At 73.8% G+C, this 16,272-nt stretch carries 13 protein-coding genes; 4 read left to right on the forward strand and 9 right to left on the reverse strand.

The genetic code is table 11. From position 1 onward, the window contains the following. Positions 1-22 precede the first annotated feature (22 nt). Positions 23-952: a DMT family transporter gene (locus ABZ497_RS06550; protein ID WP_359803773.1), complete on the reverse strand. Its 930-nt coding sequence runs from the start codon at positions 950-952 to the stop codon at positions 23-25. Positions 953-1,222: 270 nt separating this feature from the next. Between ABZ497_RS06550 and ABZ497_RS06555 the strand changes: the two genes are divergently transcribed. After that, on the forward strand, positions 1,223-1,930 hold the full coding sequence (locus tag ABZ497_RS06555; protein WP_329489233.1) for a peptidylprolyl isomerase: 708 nt from the start codon (positions 1,223-1,225) through the stop codon (positions 1,928-1,930). Positions 1,931-2,014: 84 nt separating this feature from the next. Here ABZ497_RS06555 and ABZ497_RS06560 read toward each other — a convergent pair whose 3' ends face one another. From ABZ497_RS06560 to ABZ497_RS06590, 7 genes are all read right to left on the reverse strand, one after another. Beyond that, on the reverse strand, positions 2,015-3,304 hold the full coding sequence (locus ABZ497_RS06560) for a geranylgeranyl reductase family protein (RefSeq protein ID WP_329492213.1): 1,290 nt from the start codon (positions 3,302-3,304) through the stop codon (positions 2,015-2,017). Between the two features lie 379 nt (positions 3,305-3,683). Then, a complete protein-coding gene (locus ABZ497_RS06565; protein WP_329489232.1) occupies positions 3,684-4,379 on the reverse strand; it encodes a demethylmenaquinone methyltransferase in 696 nt (231 codons plus the stop codon). Positions 4,380-4,501: 122 nt separating this feature from the next. Continuing rightward, positions 4,502-5,089: a hypothetical protein gene (locus tag ABZ497_RS06570; RefSeq protein WP_329489231.1), complete on the reverse strand. Its 588-nt coding sequence runs from the start codon at positions 5,087-5,089 to the stop codon at positions 4,502-4,504. 231 nt (positions 5,090-5,320) lie between these two features. Beyond that, a complete protein-coding gene (locus tag ABZ497_RS06575) occupies positions 5,321-6,001 on the reverse strand; it encodes a hypothetical protein (RefSeq protein WP_359803774.1) in 681 nt (226 codons plus the stop codon). A 62-nt stretch (positions 6,002-6,063) separates the two neighbouring features. Next, positions 6,064-7,287 carry a cyclic dehypoxanthinyl futalosine synthase gene (gene mqnC, locus ABZ497_RS06580; RefSeq protein ID WP_329489229.1) on the reverse strand — a complete coding sequence of 408 codons (1,224 nt, stop codon included), beginning with the start codon at positions 7,285-7,287 and terminating at the stop codon, positions 6,064-6,066. Positions 7,288-7,379: 92 nt separating this feature from the next. Beyond that, complete coding sequence (locus ABZ497_RS06585; RefSeq protein WP_359803775.1) at positions 7,380-9,119, reverse strand: serine/threonine-protein kinase; 1,740 nt, start codon at positions 9,117-9,119, stop codon at positions 7,380-7,382. Positions 9,120-9,280: 161 nt separating this feature from the next. Then, positions 9,281-10,180 (reverse strand): menaquinone biosynthesis protein, encoded by a 900-nt coding sequence (locus ABZ497_RS06590; RefSeq protein ID WP_359803776.1) that lies wholly within the window; start codon positions 10,178-10,180, stop codon positions 9,281-9,283. Positions 10,181-10,502: 322 nt separating this feature from the next. On the opposite strand from ABZ497_RS06590, the gene ABZ497_RS06595 reads away from it, so the two are divergent. Beyond that, entirely contained in the window at positions 10,503-10,706 is a 204-nt protein-coding gene (locus ABZ497_RS06595; RefSeq protein ID WP_057227626.1) for a cold-shock protein, read from the forward strand. A 601-nt stretch (positions 10,707-11,307) separates the two neighbouring features. Then, entirely contained in the window at positions 11,308-13,074 is a 1,767-nt protein-coding gene (locus tag ABZ497_RS06600) for a DUF1906 domain-containing protein (protein WP_359803777.1), read from the forward strand. Between the two features lie 112 nt (positions 13,075-13,186). On the opposite strand, the gene ABZ497_RS06605 is transcribed toward ABZ497_RS06600, so the two are convergent. Beyond that, entirely contained in the window at positions 13,187-14,533 is a 1,347-nt protein-coding gene (locus ABZ497_RS06605) for a dicarboxylate/amino acid:cation symporter (RefSeq protein WP_329489225.1), read from the reverse strand. Positions 14,534-14,961: 428 nt separating this feature from the next. Here ABZ497_RS06605 and ABZ497_RS06610 point away from each other — a divergent pair, with 428 nt between their 5' ends. Beyond that, positions 14,962-16,170, forward strand: a complete 1,209-nt coding sequence (locus ABZ497_RS06610) for an MFS transporter (protein WP_359803778.1) — start codon at positions 14,962-14,964, stop codon at positions 16,168-16,170. Positions 16,171-16,272: the final 102 nt, after the last annotated feature.

Below are 16,272 nucleotides of genomic sequence, written 5' to 3' on the forward strand. Positions count from 1 at the left end.
CCGGGCGGTCGCGGGCGGTCGGTCAGACCGACGCCGGGGCCGGCTCCACCGGCCGGGGTTCGGGCCGCGCGGCGCCGGTGGCGGAGCGGCGCCCCCACTCGGTGGCGACCAGGACGAGCGCGCCCCCGGCCAGCGCCACCGGACCCAAGTGGTTGCCGGCCAGGGCGATCCCGAAGACGGCGGCCCAGAGCGGCTCGGTGCCGAGCAGCAGACTGACCCGGGACGGCGAGGTGGCCCGGACCGCCCACATCTGCACCAGGAAGGCGAACAGCGTGCAGAGCAGCGCCAGATGCAGCAGCCAGGCCCACTCGGTCGGCCCGTACGAGGCGGCGACGGTCCACGGCAGCGGCCCGGCGAACGGCGCGGCGAGGGCGAACACCGCTGTGGCGGTGGCGAGTTGGACCCAGGTGAGACCCAGGTTGTCGGTGTCCCGGATGGCCCGGACCCGGGACATCGCCAGCACGTGCGCCGTCCGCACCACGGCGGCGCCGAGCACCAGCAGGTCGCCGGAGGTGGGCGCCTTCAGCCCGCCGCCGCCGGTGAGCAGGGCGACGCCCAACACGGCCAGGCCGGCCGCCGCGAGGAAGGCCCGCGGCAGCGGTGTCCGGGTGAGCGCGCTCTCCGCGAGCGGGGTGAACACCATCGTGAGGCTGATGATCAGCCCGGAGTTGGTGGCGGAGGTGTGCACCGCGCCGTAGGTCTCCAGCAGGAAGACCCCGCCGAGCACCAGGCCCAGCACCGCCCCGCCCAGCCACTCGGCCCGGCCCATCCCCCGCAGCGCCCGCCGGGCGAGGACCCCCAGCAGCGGCAGCACCAGCCCGAAGCGCAGCACCAGCATCGCCACCACCGTCCCCGGCCCGGCCACCTGCTGCACCGCGAGGAAGCTCGACCCCCACACCACCGCCACCAGCAGCACGGGTACATCACGGAGCAGGGCGGGTGACGGGCGCATGGGCGGGACCTCTCCGAAGGCGAACGGGGCGGACGAGGAGACTCCCGTACGACGTCGGACGGATCTCGGAACACCGCGGGCCCGCTCGGACGGACCCGCGCCAAGGTCCGCCATCCTCGCGCACCGCCCCGCCCGCGATCAACGGCTTTCGGCGCACTCCTCCCATCCGGACGCCCACGGCAACGGGGCGCCACCCGCCCCTGCCACCCACCGCCCACCACCGGCCCCCGACGTCTACCGGATCCCTACCCGACCATGGATGATGTCGCCATGACAATCCAGCCGTCCACCACCCCCCGGAAGGCCCGTCACATGAGGCGCAAGCACTGGGCGCTGCCCGCCGCCGCCACCGTCCTCCTGCTGGCCGCGACCACCGGCACCGCCGCGGCGGACCCCGCGCCGGCCCCGCCCGCGGCCCCCGGCTGCGCGTACACCCCGGCCGTGCCCGCCGACAACTTCAAGGGCATCCCGGTCTTCGACGCCAAGAAGGCCGCCAAGCCCTACCAGGCGACCCTGAAGACCGGCCAGGGCGCGATCACCTTCCGGGCCCTGACCGCCGAGGCGCCCTGCACGACGTTCTCGTTCCGCTTCCTCGCCGAGCACGACTACTTCGACAAGAGCCACTGCCACCGGCTCACCACCCAGCGGATCTTCGTCCTGCAGTGCGGCGACCCGACCGGCACCGGCAGCGGCGGCCCGGGCTACTCGTTCCCCGACGAGAACCTCACCGGTGCCACCTACCCCGCCGGCACCGTGGCCATGGCCAACGCCGGGCCGAACACCAACGGCAGCCAGTTCTTCATCGTCTGGAAGGACACCAAGCTCTCCCCCGCCTACACCCCGTTCGGCCGGGTGACCGCCGGCCTGGACGTCCTGCAGAAGATCGCGGCCGGCGGCGAGGACGACCAGAACGGCCCCGGCGACGGCTTCCCGACCCTCCCGGTGAAGTTCCGGAACGTGCGGATCAGCGCCCGCTGAACCCCGCTCCCGTACGGCGGCCGGCGTCACCGGAACCGTACGGGAGCGCCCCCGCCGCCGCCCGGAGCTCCGGGCGGCGGCGGATCAGGCATTCGGGGCGACCCGGGCGAGGCCGTTGATGATGCGGTCCATGGCGTCGCCGCCCTGCGGGTCCGTCAGGTTGGCCAGCATCTTGAGCACGAACTTCATCAGCATCGGGTGGGTCAGGCCGCGCTGGGTGGCGAGCTGCATCACCTTGGGGTTGCCGATGAGCTTCACGAAGGCGCGGCCGAGGGTGTAGTAGCCGCCGTAGACGTCCTTGAGGATGCGCGGGTACGCCTGGAGGGCGCGCTCGCGGCCGCCCTCCGTCACCCGGGCGTTGGCCTGGACGATGACGCCGGCCGCGATCTGGCCGGATTCCATCGCATAGGCGATGCCCTCGCCGTTGAACGGGTTGACCATGCCGCCCGCGTCACCGACCAGCAGCAGGCCGCGGGTGTAGTGCGGCTGCCGGTTGAAGGCCATCGGCAGGGCGGCGCCGCGGATCGGGTCGGTCATGTTCTCGGGGGTGTAGCCCCACTCCGCCGGCATGCTCGCGCACCAGGCCTTGAGCACGTCGCGCCAGTCCAGCTCGCCGAAGGCGGGCGAGGAGTTGAGGATGCCGAGGCCGACGTTGGAGGTGCCGTCGCCCATGCCGAAGATCCAGCCGTAGCCGGGCAGCAGCTTGCGCTCCCCGGCGCGGGTGTCCCACAGCTCCAGCCAGGACTCCAGGTAGTCGTCGTCATGGCGCGGGGAGTTGAAGTACGTCCGGTAGGCGACGCCCATCGGACGGTCCTCCCGGCGGTGCAGGCCCATGGCCAGCGAGAGCCGGGTGGAGTTGCCGTCGGCCGCGACGACCAGCGGGGCGCGGAAGGTCACCGCACGCTTCTCGTCGCCGAGCCGGGCGGTGACGCCGACGATCCGGCCGGTCCGGTCGTCGAGCACCGGACCGCTGACGTTGCACCGCTCGTACAGCCGGGCGCCGGCCTTCTCCGCCTGACGGGCGAGCAGCTCGTCGAAGTCGGCGCGCTTGCGGACCAGCCCGTAGTCGGGGAACGCGGACAGCTCCGGCCAGTCCAGCTCCAGCCGGACCCCGCCGCCGATGATCCGCAGGCCCTTGTTGTGCAGCCAGCCATTCCCGGTCGACACGTCGATCCCCATGTCGACCAGCTGCTTGGTGGCACGGGGCGTCAGACCGTCGCCGCAGACCTTCTCGCGGGGGAACGACGTCTTCTCCAGCAGCAGCACGTCCAGCCCGGCCTGGGCGAGGTAGTACGCGGTGGTGGCGCCGGCCGGGCCCGCGCCGACCACGATGACGTCCGCGGTGCTCTCCACGGGGCTGTCCGGCTTCGTCAGGTCGGCTGCGGTCTCGGACACGGTGGGCACTCTCCTGGAGCTACGGCTGGGGACGGAGGCGTTGACCCCGGCAGTCTAGTTGCCGCCCCCGGGACGGGGTCCGAGGGCGGCGTCCGCGGCGTCCGCCGCGCGCGGCGGCGCCGTCCGGCACCGCCGCGATGACCGCACCCCGAGCGCCGCCGCCCCGGCACCGATCGCGAACGTCGCCCGGAAGCCGCCGGGCGAGGGCACCTGCGCCGGCCCGGAGGGGACCGCCGTGCGCGCGAGCACCGCACCGATGACGGCACTGGCGAAGGAGGTGCACCACCATCGAGCGGCCCAGGCCGTAGCCGGGCCGACCGTTCGCGCCGCACCAGTGCGCGGACCGTCGGACCGGGCCCTAGGAGACCTTGTACGCCCGGTGCAGGGCGACGATCCCGCCGGTCAGGTTGCGCCAGGCGACCTTGGACCAGCCGGCCTCCTGGAGCTTCGCGGCCAGCTCCGGCTGGTCCGGCCACTCCCGGATGGACTCGGCGAGGTAGACGTAGGCGTCCGGGTTGCTGCTGACCGCAGTGGCCACCGGCGGCAGCGCGCGCATCAGGTACTCGGTGTAGACCGTCCGCAGCGGCGTCCAGGTCGGCGTCGAGAACTCGCAGATCACCAGCTTGCCGCCGGGCTTGGTGACCCGGAACATCTCGCTCAGCGCCGCGTCGGTGTCCTGCACGTTGCGCAGCGCGAAGGAGATCGTCACCGAGTCGAAGGTGCCGTCGGCGAACGGCAGCCTGGTCGCGTCCCCCGCGGTGAGCGGCAGTTCGGGGTGGCGGCGCTTGCCCTCCGCGAGCATGCCGACCGAGAAGTCGCACGGGACGACCGTGGCGCCCGCCTCGGCGAAGGGCAGCGAGGAGGTGCCGGTACCGGCCCCGAGGTCGAGCACGACGTCGCCCGGACCGGCGGCCACCGCCTCGGCCACCGCCCGGCGCCAGGCACGGGCCTGGCCGAGGGAAAGCACGTCGTTGGTGCGGTCGTACTTGGCCGCGACGTCGTCGAACATGGCGGCGACTTCGTGCGGCTGCTTGTCCAGAGAGGCTCGGGTCACGTCCCCATTGTTCACCCTGCCACCGGCGGGTTCGGCAAGGGGGCACGCCGCCCGCCCGTCGCGGTCGCTCCGCGCGGCCCGTCACCGCCCCGGCCGGGGCGTGCCCCGGAGGGCGCGCGGCCTCAGTGCAGGCCGCGCCGCCCGCCCGAACGCCGCCTGCGGCGCGAGCGCTTGCCCTGCGTTATCGCGGGCATCCCCTCGGCCAGCGCGCCGGTCGCCAGCGCGACGGTGGTCGCGAACCGCCCGGTGCCGCTGCGGATGGCGACCGCCCGGCGGTGCCGGCGGATCCTCAGCACGCAGACCAGGAAGAGCACGACGGCCACCGGCACGCTGAACCGGGCCAGTCCGACGCCGACCGGCTGCGGGTAGGTGGCGCCGCAGATCCGGACCGCGCCCGGGTCGTCGGCGGCGTGCTCCAGGCAGACCGCGTCACCGACCTTGGCGCCGTCCGCCAGCGGCAGCGCGGCGGCGGTGTGCTGCTGGCCGGCGGCCCGGTAGCTGACGGTGCTGTAGGAGCCGCCGCCGGAGGGCATCTGGGTGACGACGCCGTCCACTCTCACCGGGTGCGCGCCGATCCGGTCGGCCTGCTCGGTCTGGCGCCAGCCGAGCAGGCACATGCCGACGGCCAGCACGGCACTGAGCACGGCGGTGAGGTACCAGCCACGGCCCAACCGCGGGAAGCGCGGCGGGGGGACGGTCGCGGATCGCATGGTTCCTGTCCTGGCTAGCCTTCGGGGCCTGGGACGGGGCCCCGCCACCCGTGGGGACGGGTGGTGCGTGGTGAGGGTACGGACTGAGCTGCCGGGATCGTATCCGCTGGCGGGCCCTCAGGTCACGGCGAAGGGTGAATCAGACAATATGGCCGACACCGCAGTTCGGCGGCACACGAAGGAACGACCGTACGTCGCACGGGAGTCCGGCTACCCGCGAGTAGCCGGGGCTCAGCGTCGGCGGTACACCAACCGCCCGGCCAGGACCGTCGCCAGGCAGCCGGCCGGCCGCGGGGCCGGCCCGCGAGCGCCGTCGGAGGCACCGGCACCGGACGCACCGGCACCGGCGGCGCCGGCCGTCGCGAACACCGCGAAGTCGGCCCGCCCGCCCACGGCCAGCCGCCCGTGCACCGCCGCCGCGAGCGGCAGCACGGCGAGCGGGTCCAGCGGCCCCTCCGCACCGGGGGGACCGGCCGGACCGGGCAGCGCGGCCAGCCCGGACCGGGCCACCGCCGTCCGCACCGAGGCCCGCTCGAACGGGCCGGCCACCGCCGTCACCCCGGAGCCGAGCATCCGCTGCAGCCCGCGCCGGGCGCTCGCGCCGCAGCGCGACTCGTCGGCCTCCCCCAGCAGTCCACCGGGCACCGGCGCGTCCCCGAGCTCCTCGCGCGGGTCCGGGTGGTACGCGCTCTCCAGCAGCCAGTGCCCGTACGGGTTGCGCAGCCCGGGGGTGAGCAGGGCGTCGCCCCAGTCGCGCAGCCGGGCCCGGGGGTGGGCGGCGGCCAGCTCGGCGTGGCGGCCCAGGGCGGCGATCAGTTCGCCGTGCACCAGCACCGCCCCGTCGGCGACGGACGGGGCGGTGGGGTCGGCGGGGTCGGGCAGCACGAGGGCGGCCCGGTGCAGCGTCAGCATGGCGAGTCACCGTTGCGGGGCCGGCGGGGGCGCCCCTGCGGCGGGCGCCCCGGACGCCGGCGTCAGCCGTTGTCGAGGATCTTCAGCTCGGGGTGCGCGGTGCCGCCCGCGATCGCCGTGGAGGCGATGTGCGAGGCGACCCGCGGGTCGACCGGGTCGTTGGCCGGGTCGTCCAGCACCCGCAGGTGCTCGTAGGTGGTCGAGCGCTGGGCCGGGACGCGGTCGGCGGCCCGGATCAGGTGGATCAGCTCGGTGAGGTTGGACCGGTGCTTGGCGCCGGCCGCCGAGACCACGTTCTCCTCCAGCATGACCGAGCCGAGGTCGTCCGCGCCGTAGTGCAGCGACAGCTGGCCGGCCTCCTTGCCGGTGGTCAGCCAGGAGCCCTGGATGTGCGCGACGTTGTCGAGGAACAGCCGGGCGATCGCGATCATCCGCAGGTACTCGAAGACGGTCGCCTGGGTGGAGCCCTTGAGGTGGTTGTTCTGCGGCTGGTAGGTGTACGGGATGAAGGCGCGGAACCCGCCGGTGCGGTCCTGCACGTCGCGGATCATCCGCAGGTGCTCGATCCGCTCGGCGTTGGTCTCGCCGGTGCCCATCAGCATGGTGGAGGTGGACTCCACGCCCAGGCCGTGCGCGGCCTCCATGATCTCCAGCCAGCGCTCGCCGGACTCCTTGAGCGGTGCGATCGCCTTGCGCGGCCGGGCCGGCAGCAGCTCGGCGCCGGCGCCCGCGAAGGAGTCCAGGCCCGCCTTGTGGATCCGGGTGATGGCCTCCTCGACCGACACCCCGGACAGCCGGGCCATGTGGTCGACCTCGGACGCGCCCAGCGAGTGGATCACCAGCTGCGGGAAGTCCGCCTTGATCGCCGCGAAGGCGCGCTCGTAGTACTCCACGCCGTAGTCCGGGTGGTGGCCGCCCTGGAACATGATCTGGGTGCCGCCCAGCTCGACCGTCTCCGCGCAGCGGCGCAGGATCTCGTCGAGGTCGCGGGACCAGCCCTTGTCGCTCTTCGGCGGCACGTAGAAGGCGCAGAACTTGCACGCCGTCACGCAGACGTTGGTGTAGTTGATGTTCCGCTCGATGATGTACGTCGCGATGTGCTCGGTACCGGCGTAGCGGCGTCGGCGCACCGCGTCGGCCGCCGAGCCGAGCGCGTGCAGGGGCGCCGAGCGGTACAGCTCCAGGGCCTCCTCCGGGCTGATCCGGCCACCGCCGGCCGCCCGGTCGAGCACGGCCTGCAGGTCGGTGCTGGGCGCATCGAGGGTGGTCGCTGCGAGCTCGGACACCTGGCGGCCTTCTCTCTCTCGGTACTGCTGTGCGTTTCAGTGCTTCCGGGTACGGCCGAACCAGCCTACGCCAGCGCTTTCGCGCGTCGGCGTCAGGCCGCTTTCCGCATCGTCCCGGTCGGGTTCCCGGCCGCCGGATCGGCGGAGGAGAACCGGATCGTGCCGTCCTTCTGCAGGGTGAGCGTCTCCGCGTTGGAGCCGCCGCTGCACGCCCCCGGCAGCGAGGAGCGGACCAGCCGGGAGGTGAACACCAGCTTCCCCTCGGACGCCGAGTCCAGCGTCCAGGCGCCCTCGCAGCTGACCGAGATCAGCCCGGTGACGGCGTTGCGGCTGGTGGTGTTCTCCTGCCCGACCGCGGCCGGGCCGATCACCAGCGTGGTGGTACCGGCGGGCAGCCCCTTGTCGGTGGTCATCTCCCCGCGCCAGGTACCGAGGAAGCCGGCCGGCACGACGCTCGGGCCGCCGGTGCCCGGCGGCACCGGGCCGGGCGGCAGCGTGGTGGAGGAGGAGGTCGTGGACGAGGAGGTGGTGGAGGTCGAACTGGCCGACCAGCTGAACGAGGACGTGACCGTCGGCCCGTCGGTGGGCGGGTGCTCCACCGCCGCCTCGCCCCGGAAGCCCCGGTAGGCGCCGTAGCCGCCGGCCGAGAGCACCAGGAGGACGGCCACCGCGACCAGCGCCGCGTTCCGCACCCGGTGCCCCGGCCGCTCCGGCCCGGTCGGCGCCCGGTCCTGCGGCACGGCGTCGCGGGGCGGATCGTCGTACGACCGGTGACCGGCCTGCGGGTGGCCGGCCTGCGGGTGACCGGCCTGCGGGTGACCGACCGGCCCGCCGCCGAGCGGGACCCGGTCGGTCGGGGTCCGGCCGCCCGGCAGGTCCGGCGCCGCGGCCGGGCGCCGCGGGGCGCCGGCTCCCCCGACCTCCACCTCCCCCTCCAGGTCGAGCAGTTCGACCGCGCTGCGGCCGACCCCCGCCGCCAGCGCGGGCGGCAGCCAGCCGCCCCGCCCGAGCCGTACGGTGGCCGCGCCGTCGGCGTCCAGCCGCTCCCGGAGCTGCCACGGGGCCGGGCGGGCGGCCGGGTCCTTGGCCAGGCAGTCCAGCACGATCGGGCGCAGCGGCCCGGCCAGCCCGGAGAGGTCCGGCTCCTCGTGCAGCACCCGGTAGAGCAGCACCGCCACGCTCACCCCCTCGCCGAAGGGCTGCACCCCGGTGGCCGCGAAGGCCAGCACCGCGCCCAGCGAGAAGACGTCGCTCGGCGGCCCGGCCGGCTGCCCGTTCGCCTGTTCGGGCGACATGAAGCCGGGCGAGCCGACCACGTAGCCGGACTGCGTGAAGCCGCTGGTCGCGTCCAGCGCGCGGGCGATGCCGAAGTCGATCAGACGCGGCCCGTCCAGCGTCAGCAGGACGTTGGAGGGCTTGACGTCCCGGTGCACCAGTCCGAGGCCGTGGACATGGCCCAGCGCCTCGGCGAGCCCGACGCCGAGGGTCCGTACGGCCTGTTCGGGCAGCGGGCCGAAGTCCCGGACGGCGGTGCCGAGCGCGGGACCGGCCACGTAGCCGGTGGCCACCCAGGGGTGCTCGCCCTCGGTGTCGGCGTCCAGCACGGGCGCCGTCCAGGCACCGCCGACCCGGCGGGCGGCGGCGACCTCCTGCCGGAACCGCGCCCGGAACTCGGCGTCCTCCGCGAGCTCGCCGCGGACCAGCTTGACGGCCACCGTGCGGCCGCCGGCCGTCCGGCCGAGGTAGACCCGGCCCATCCCGCCCGCGCCGAGGCGCCGCAGCAGCCGGTACCCGCCGACCTGTCGCGGGTCGTCCGCCCCCAGTGCCTGCATCCCGCACGCTCCCCTCGACCGCCCGGCGTCGCCGGCGCCCTCCAGGCACCGCCGACCGCACGGATCTCGCGTGCAGACGCTACCGGGCCGCGCGGGGCGGGAGGGGTGGCCCGGAAGGACCGGTGCACCCCTTCCCCCGCGGTCGGACCTCCCCGGCGGGGTCAGACCACCGCCGGTGCCGGCTCCAGCAGCCGGACCGTGACGTCCGGGGCGAAGCCGCTGTCCGCGGCGACCCGTCGGGCGAACTCGGCCATGCCGGCCAGCTGCCGCTCGCCGAGCGAGAAGTCCAGCGCCTCGCTGAAGTAGCGCTCCAGCACCCCGGCGTCGAACTCCTCCCAGCGGGCCGCGTGCTCGGCCACCGCGCCGGCCTCGACCAGCGAGAGGTCGCGGGACTCCAGGAAGGCCCGGTGCACGGCCGCCGTCAGCTCGGGGCTGCGGTCGGCGAAGTCGCGGCGGGCGGCCCAGACGGCGAAGACGAAGGGGAGACCGGTCCACTCCTTCCACATCGCGCCGAGGTCGTGCACGGTCAGGCCCTGGTCGGCCGCCTGTCCCAGGTAGGCCCGCAGCGCCGGGTCGCCGATCAGCACGGCGGCGTCGGCCTCGGCGAGCATCGCGTCCAGGTCGGGCGGGCAGCTGAAGTACTCCGGCCGCACCCCCTCGCGCTCCTCCAGCAGCAGCCGGGCCAGCCGCACCGACGTCCGGCTGGTGGAGCCGAGGGCGACCCGGCGGCCGTCCAGCTCGGCCAGCGGGACCTTGCTGACGATCACGCAGGACATCACCGGTCCGTCGCTGCCGACCGCGATGTCGGGCAGCACCAGCAGCTCGTCCGCGTGCCGCAGGTACTCGACGCAGGTGATCGGGCCGATGTCGAGGGAGCCGCCGACCAACTGGTCGCTGAGCTTCTCCGGAGTGTCCTTGGTGAGGTCGAGATCGAGCAGATTGCCCGTCCTGGCCAGCCCCCAGTAGAGGGGTACGCAGTTCAGGAACTGAATGTGTCCGACCCGCGGCCTGACCGGGGGGTTCTGCCGGGGCTCGTGCGTTTCCGCATCCGGTACCGCCACTGCGCCGCTCCCTTGCTGTTCGTGGGCCTCCAGGCAGGGTATGCCCGCCCTTCCGGAAGCCCCGCACCGGCCTTGCGACACGCCCTGTCCGGCCCGTAAGTCACCCCTGGTCGTCACCGCGACCGCATGCTAGCGTTGCCCTCAGTTGCAGTTTGATTCCCCTTGCAGTACTTGAAGCCTGCGGAGCATGTAACCGCAGGCTTTTTGTAGTTTTTCAGCAATATCGAAAAACTCCGGACCCGTCCGGAGGCAGGGCGATCAGCGCAGCGGACCGGGTGCCACACGGTGTGGCCCCCAATACGTCCCTCGCAAGGAGAACGGCATGGCTCAGGGAACCGTCAAGTGGTTCAACGCTGAGAAGGGCTTCGGCTTCATCGCCCAGGAGGGCGGCGGCCCCGACGTCTTCGTCCACTACTCCGCCATCAACGCGAACGGTTTCCGCTCGCTGGAGGAGAACCAGGCGGTCAGCTTCGACGTCACCCAGGGTCCGAAGGGCCCGCAGGCGGAGAACGTTACCGCTATCTGATCATCCTCTGATGACCTGATCGCTCGGGACCCCTCGGGTCCGCAGACGGCCCCCGCGGCCGTCATCATGAGCACAAGAGCAGTACCCAAGGGGGCCCGGCCAGCTGCCGGGCCCCCTGCCTTTCCCGGCCCGGCGCCGGTCTCGCGGAACCACGCACAGGTGCCCACTCCCGGCGGCCGCGGACCCCTCCGACCCTCTCCCGGCCCTGCCCGGCCCCGTTCCGCCGCCGGTCGACGGCGTGACCGACGGCCCGCCCCGGGACGGCGGGCTCCGGTGCCCGACCGGCACCGCTCGTGGCGACACCGCCTGGAACGTAAAGGTGTTGTCGGACTGTCAGACGTGATCCCTATGCTGTGCTGCCGCCTCCCGGCCCGGTCACCGGTGCCCGGGCGCGCGGCACAGCCGTGAGCCCCGGCACCGCCGGGGCCGTTTCCCCAGGGAGAACGTCATCACCACGCATTCCGGCGCCCGCCGCCGAATACTCACCGCCCTCGGCGCGACGGCGGTCCTGTCCGTCGCGGCTCTGGGACCGGCGCAGGCCGCGCCCGGCACCTCGCCGGCCCCCGGCAAGAACGTCTCCTACCTCGGACACACGTTCACGGTGCCGGCCGACTGGCCCGTGATCGACCTGACGGCCGATCCGACGGCCTGCGTGCGCTTCGACCAGCACGCCGTCTACCTCGGCACGCCGGGGGCCCGGCAGGACTGCCCCGCCCACCTGGTGGGCCGGACCGAGGCGCTGCTCCTGGAGCCCGGCGCCGAGGGCGCCCCGTCCGCCACGACCGTGTCGGAGATCGACCGCGAGGTCCGCGCCACCGCCCCGGGCGTCACGGCCACCGGCGTGTACGGCGACGACCAGGCGCTGGTCCGGACGATCCTCGCCTCGGCCGGGTTCCCGGCCGGCCCGGCGCGGAAGCCGGGTCCGGCCGCGGCGGCGCCGGCCGCGGGAGCGCCCGCCACCGGGTCCGCCGCCGCGACCACGGCCGCCGCGCCCGCGCTGCCGGCCGACGCGACCAGGTACACCGGCAAGGGCTTCGACGCCTGCACCGCACCCGACTCCGCCGCGATGAGCGCCTGGCGCGCCGACTCGCCCTACCAGGCCGTCGGCATCTACATCGGCGGAGCGGCCCGGGCCTGCGCCCAGCCCAACCTGACGGCCGCCTGGATGCAGCAGCAGTACACCGCCGGCTGGCGCTTCCTGCCGGTGTACGTCGGTGCCCAGGCATCGCGGATCACCTCGCCGGCCGCGCAGGGCACCGCCGCGGCCGACGACGCCGTGGCGCAGGCCGCCGCCCTCGGGCTCGGCCCCGGGAGCGTCCTGTACTACGACATGGAGTCCTACAACGTCGCGGCCTACTCCGGGGTGGTCCAGCCGTTCCTCTCCGCCTGGACGACCGAACTCCACGCGCTGGGCTACAACTCGGGCCTCTACAGCAGTGCCGCCACCGGCATGGCGGACCTGGTCGCCACGGCCGCGAGCGGCAAGGGCTACGCCATGCCCGACGCGCTGTTCACCGCGCGCTGGAACGGTGTCGCGGACACCGCCGACCCGGCGCTCCCGAGCACCGCCTGGGCCGGGCACCAGCGGGCCCACCAGTACGACGGCAACGCCACCGAGACCTGGGGCGGCGTCACGATCGGCATCGACCGGGACTACCTCGACGTCCAGGTCACCACCAGGCCGACCGGCAAGCCCACCCAGACCGGCATCTACCGCCCCGCGAGCCAGACCTTCGCGCTGGCCGACAGCGTCGGCAACCTCACCCACGCCGCGCCGTTCGGCTCGGCGAACGACATCCCGCTCACCGGGCACTGGAGCGGGCCGGGCCGGGACACCATCGGCATCTACCGGCCGGGCGACCGGGCGTTCTACCTGACCAACGACAACGCCAACGTCACCTTCTCGGTCCCGTTCGGCGACACCGGCGACATCCCGCTGGTCGGGGACTGGAACGGCGACGGCAAGGACACCATCGGCATCTACCGGCCGGGCGACCGGGCGTTCTACCTGACCAACGACAACGCCAACGTCACCTTCTCGGTCCCGTTCGGCGACACCGGCGACGTCCCGATGGTGGGCGACTGGAACGGCGACGGCAAGGACACCATCGGCATCTTCCGGCCGAGCACGCACGGGTTCTACCTGAGCGACTCCAACACGTCGATCGGCGTCGACCACACGGTCCTGTTCGGCGACACCGGCGACATCCCGGTCAAGGGCGACTGGAACGGCAGCGGGACGGACAAGGTCGGCATCTACCGGCCGGGCGCGGCGAGCTTCTACGGCGCGTTCCAGGACTCCGGCGCTCCGCTCTACAGCCTCCGCTTCGGCGAGGCCACCGACACCCCGCTCACCGGCCGCTGGTGAACCGGCGGCCGTCGCCCGGGCGGGCCGCCGGGCCGTCCGCCCGCTGAACCGACGGCAACGGGCCCTCTCCCCCGGCGTGGGGAGAGGGCCCGTGGTGCTGCGGGCGCGGCTGTCAGGCCGCGGCGGGGGCCTTCGCGGAGGCCTGCGCCGGGACGGCCGCCGCGGGGGCGTCGTCGTACAGGTCACCGTGCGGGTTGTTGTAGGCGACCAGGTCCAGCGTCTTCTCCCGGGCCGCCACCAGGACCGGCACGACCGCTTGACCGGCGACGTTCGTCGCCGTGCGGACCATGTCGAGGATCGGGTCGATGGCGAGGAGGAGGCCGACGCCCTCCAGGGGCAGGCCCAGGGTGGAGAGGGTCAGGGTCAGCATCACGATCGCGCCGGTGAGGCCCGCGGTGGCGGCCGAGCCGATGACCGAGACGAAGGCGATCAGCAGGTAGTCCTTGATGCCGAGGTCGATGCCGTAGACCTGGGCGACGAAGATCGCGGCCAGCGAGGGGTAGATCGCGGCGCAGCCGTCCATCTTGGTGGTCGCGCCGAACGGCACGGCGAACGAGGCGTACTCGCTCGGGACGCCGAGGCGCTCGGTGACGCGGCGGGTGACCGGCAGGGTGCCGACCGAGGAGCGGGAGACGAAGGCCAGCTGGATGGCCGGCCAGGCGCCCTTGAAGAAGTTCAGCGGGTTGAGGCCGCCGACGAACTTCAGCAGCAGGGAGTAGACCACGAACAGCACCAGGGCGCAGCCGACGTAGACGTCGATGGTCAGCGTGGCGAAGGGCTTCAGCAGGTCCCAGCCGTACTTGGCGACGGACTTGCCGATCAGGCCGAGGGTGCCGAGCGGCGAGAGCCGGATGACCCACCAGAGGGCGGTCTGCACGAGCTCCAGGACGGACTCGCTGAGCTTGAGGACGGGCTCGGCCTTCTTGCCCAGCTTGATGATCGCCGCGCCGGTCACGACCGCCAGGAAGACGATCTGCAGGACCTCGACCTCGGTGAAGGCGGTGACGATGTTGGTCGGGAAGATGCCGGTCAGGAAGTCGATCCAGCTACCGGTGGACTTCGGCGCCTTCAGGCCCTCGGTCTTCAGGTCGGTGCCGTGGCCCGGGTTGGTCAGCAGGCCCAGGCCGAGGCCGATCGCGACGGCGATCAGCGAGGTGATCAGGAACCAGAGCAGCGTCCGGGCGGCCAGCCGGGCCGCGTTGGTGACGTTGCGCAGGTTGGCGACCGACACCACGATCGCGGTGAAGACCAGCGGCGGGACGGCCAGCTTCAGCAGCTGGACGAAGATCTTGCCGATCGTCTCCAGGGTGGTGGCCAGCCAGGAGATGTCGGCCGCGCGGGCCAGGTAGCCGAGGCCGACGCCGAGCACGAGGCCGGCGACGATCTGGACCCAGAACGGGGTCTTGCGGATTCTGGCGAGCACGGACGGCGACGAGGTCGCCTCGGGCGCTGTGGACATGACGGTGCGGCTCCGGGGAGGGCGTTGCTGACGGTGGGGTGAGGCGGGGAAGGCGGCACGGCGGGTGGGCCGGACGGGAGGACGCGGCCCCGTCAGGGGCGTGCCGCCTGGATACAGCTCATGGCACGACAACGGCGCGCGCTGTCCACAGCACCCGTCAGGCAGCACGCGCGGGCGGCCGTGGGCGCCGGGCCCGAGCCGTACATCCGCGCTGCTCCTGAGGTGGTCATGGCCGATACGTTAGCAGTAAAGGTTTGAGATGTTCAAAGTACTTGTTTGAGATGTGACCCGCGCAAGGGTAAATCCGGACACGAACGAGGCTGACGCACCATCAGATCGCGCCACGGGTCCGATTGACCGCTCAGCAGTTATACGTATAACTTGGAGAGAGTCCCCGCCCTCCCCTGCCCCGACCCGGAGAACCGTCCATGGGCTATGCCGCCCTGCTCCGCGCCCCGCACGTCAGCCGTCTGCTCCTCGGCACCCTGCTCGGCCGCCTCCCCGCCGGTATGACCGCCCTGGTGATCGCGCTGGCCCTGCGCGAGGCCGGCACCCCCTACAGCCGGATCGGGCTGGCCACCGCCGCCTACGCGATCTCGGCCGCCGTGGGCGGGCCGGTCCTCGGCCGGATCGTGGACCGCACCGGCCAGCCGCGGGTGCTGCTCGCCTCCGCCGTGGTCGCGGGCGGCGGGTACGCGCTCCTGGCACTCGCGCCGGGCTCGGCGCTGGCCGCACCGGTCGGCGCCGCGATCGCCGGACTGGCCATGCCGCCGCTCGAACCCTGCCTGCGCTCGCTCTGGCCGGATGTCGTCGCCGAGGAGCAGCTGGACACCGCGTACGCCTTCGACTCCGCCTCGCAGCAGATCCTCTACGTGGCAGGCCCGCTCGCGGTGGCCGGGATCGCCGGGGTCTTCAGCCCGGTCGCGGCGCTCTGGGTGGCGGCCGGGCTGGGGCTGGCCGGGGCCCTGGTGGTGGCCACCGCCGGACCGGCCCGGGCGTGGCAGGCACCGCCGCGCGCGCACTCGGCCGGTCTGCTCGGGCCGCTCCGCTCGCCCGGCCTGGTACTGCTGCTGATCGGCCTGGCCGGCGCCGGCTGGGCGGTCGGTGCCCAGAACGTGCTGTTCATCGCCTACGCGGAGGCGCACGAGGGCGGTCTGCCGGGCGGCGCGGGGACGCTGCTGGCGCTGGCCGCGCTGGGCGGACTGCTCGGCGCGCTCGGGTACGGGGCGGTGCGCTGGCGCAGCGGAACGGCGACCCGCACCTGGGTGATGGCGCTCGGGATGGCCGTCTCCTACCTCCCGCTGGTGCTGCTGCCCGGGCCGTACGCGATGGCCGCGCTGGCCTTCCTGTCCGGGATCGGGCTGGCCCCGCTGCTGGCGGCCGCGTTCGTCCTGGTCGCCGAGCTGGCCCCGGTGGGCACGGTGACCGAGGCGTTCGCCTGGCTGGTGACGCTGTTCGCGACCGGCAACTCGCTCGGCTACGCCGTCTCCGGCAACCTCGCCGAGGACTCGCTGCGCCCGGTGGCGCTCTGCGCGGCCGGCGGGATCGGCCTGGGCGGGCTGCTGCTGTTCGGCGCCCGCCGCTGGTTCCGGCCGCTGCCGGCGGCCCCGGTGGCGCAGCCGGTACCGGTGGGCTGAACCCACCCCTCATACGTGACCGCGCCCGTCGGACCGGGTGGTCTGGCCGACGGGCGCGGTCACTGACCGTCGACGGGGTCCGGCCGACGGACTCCGTCCCGA

Source organism: Kitasatospora sp. NPDC005751 (assembly GCF_040630835.1).
GTDB lineage: Bacteria > Actinomycetota > Actinomycetes > Streptomycetales > Streptomycetaceae > Kitasatospora.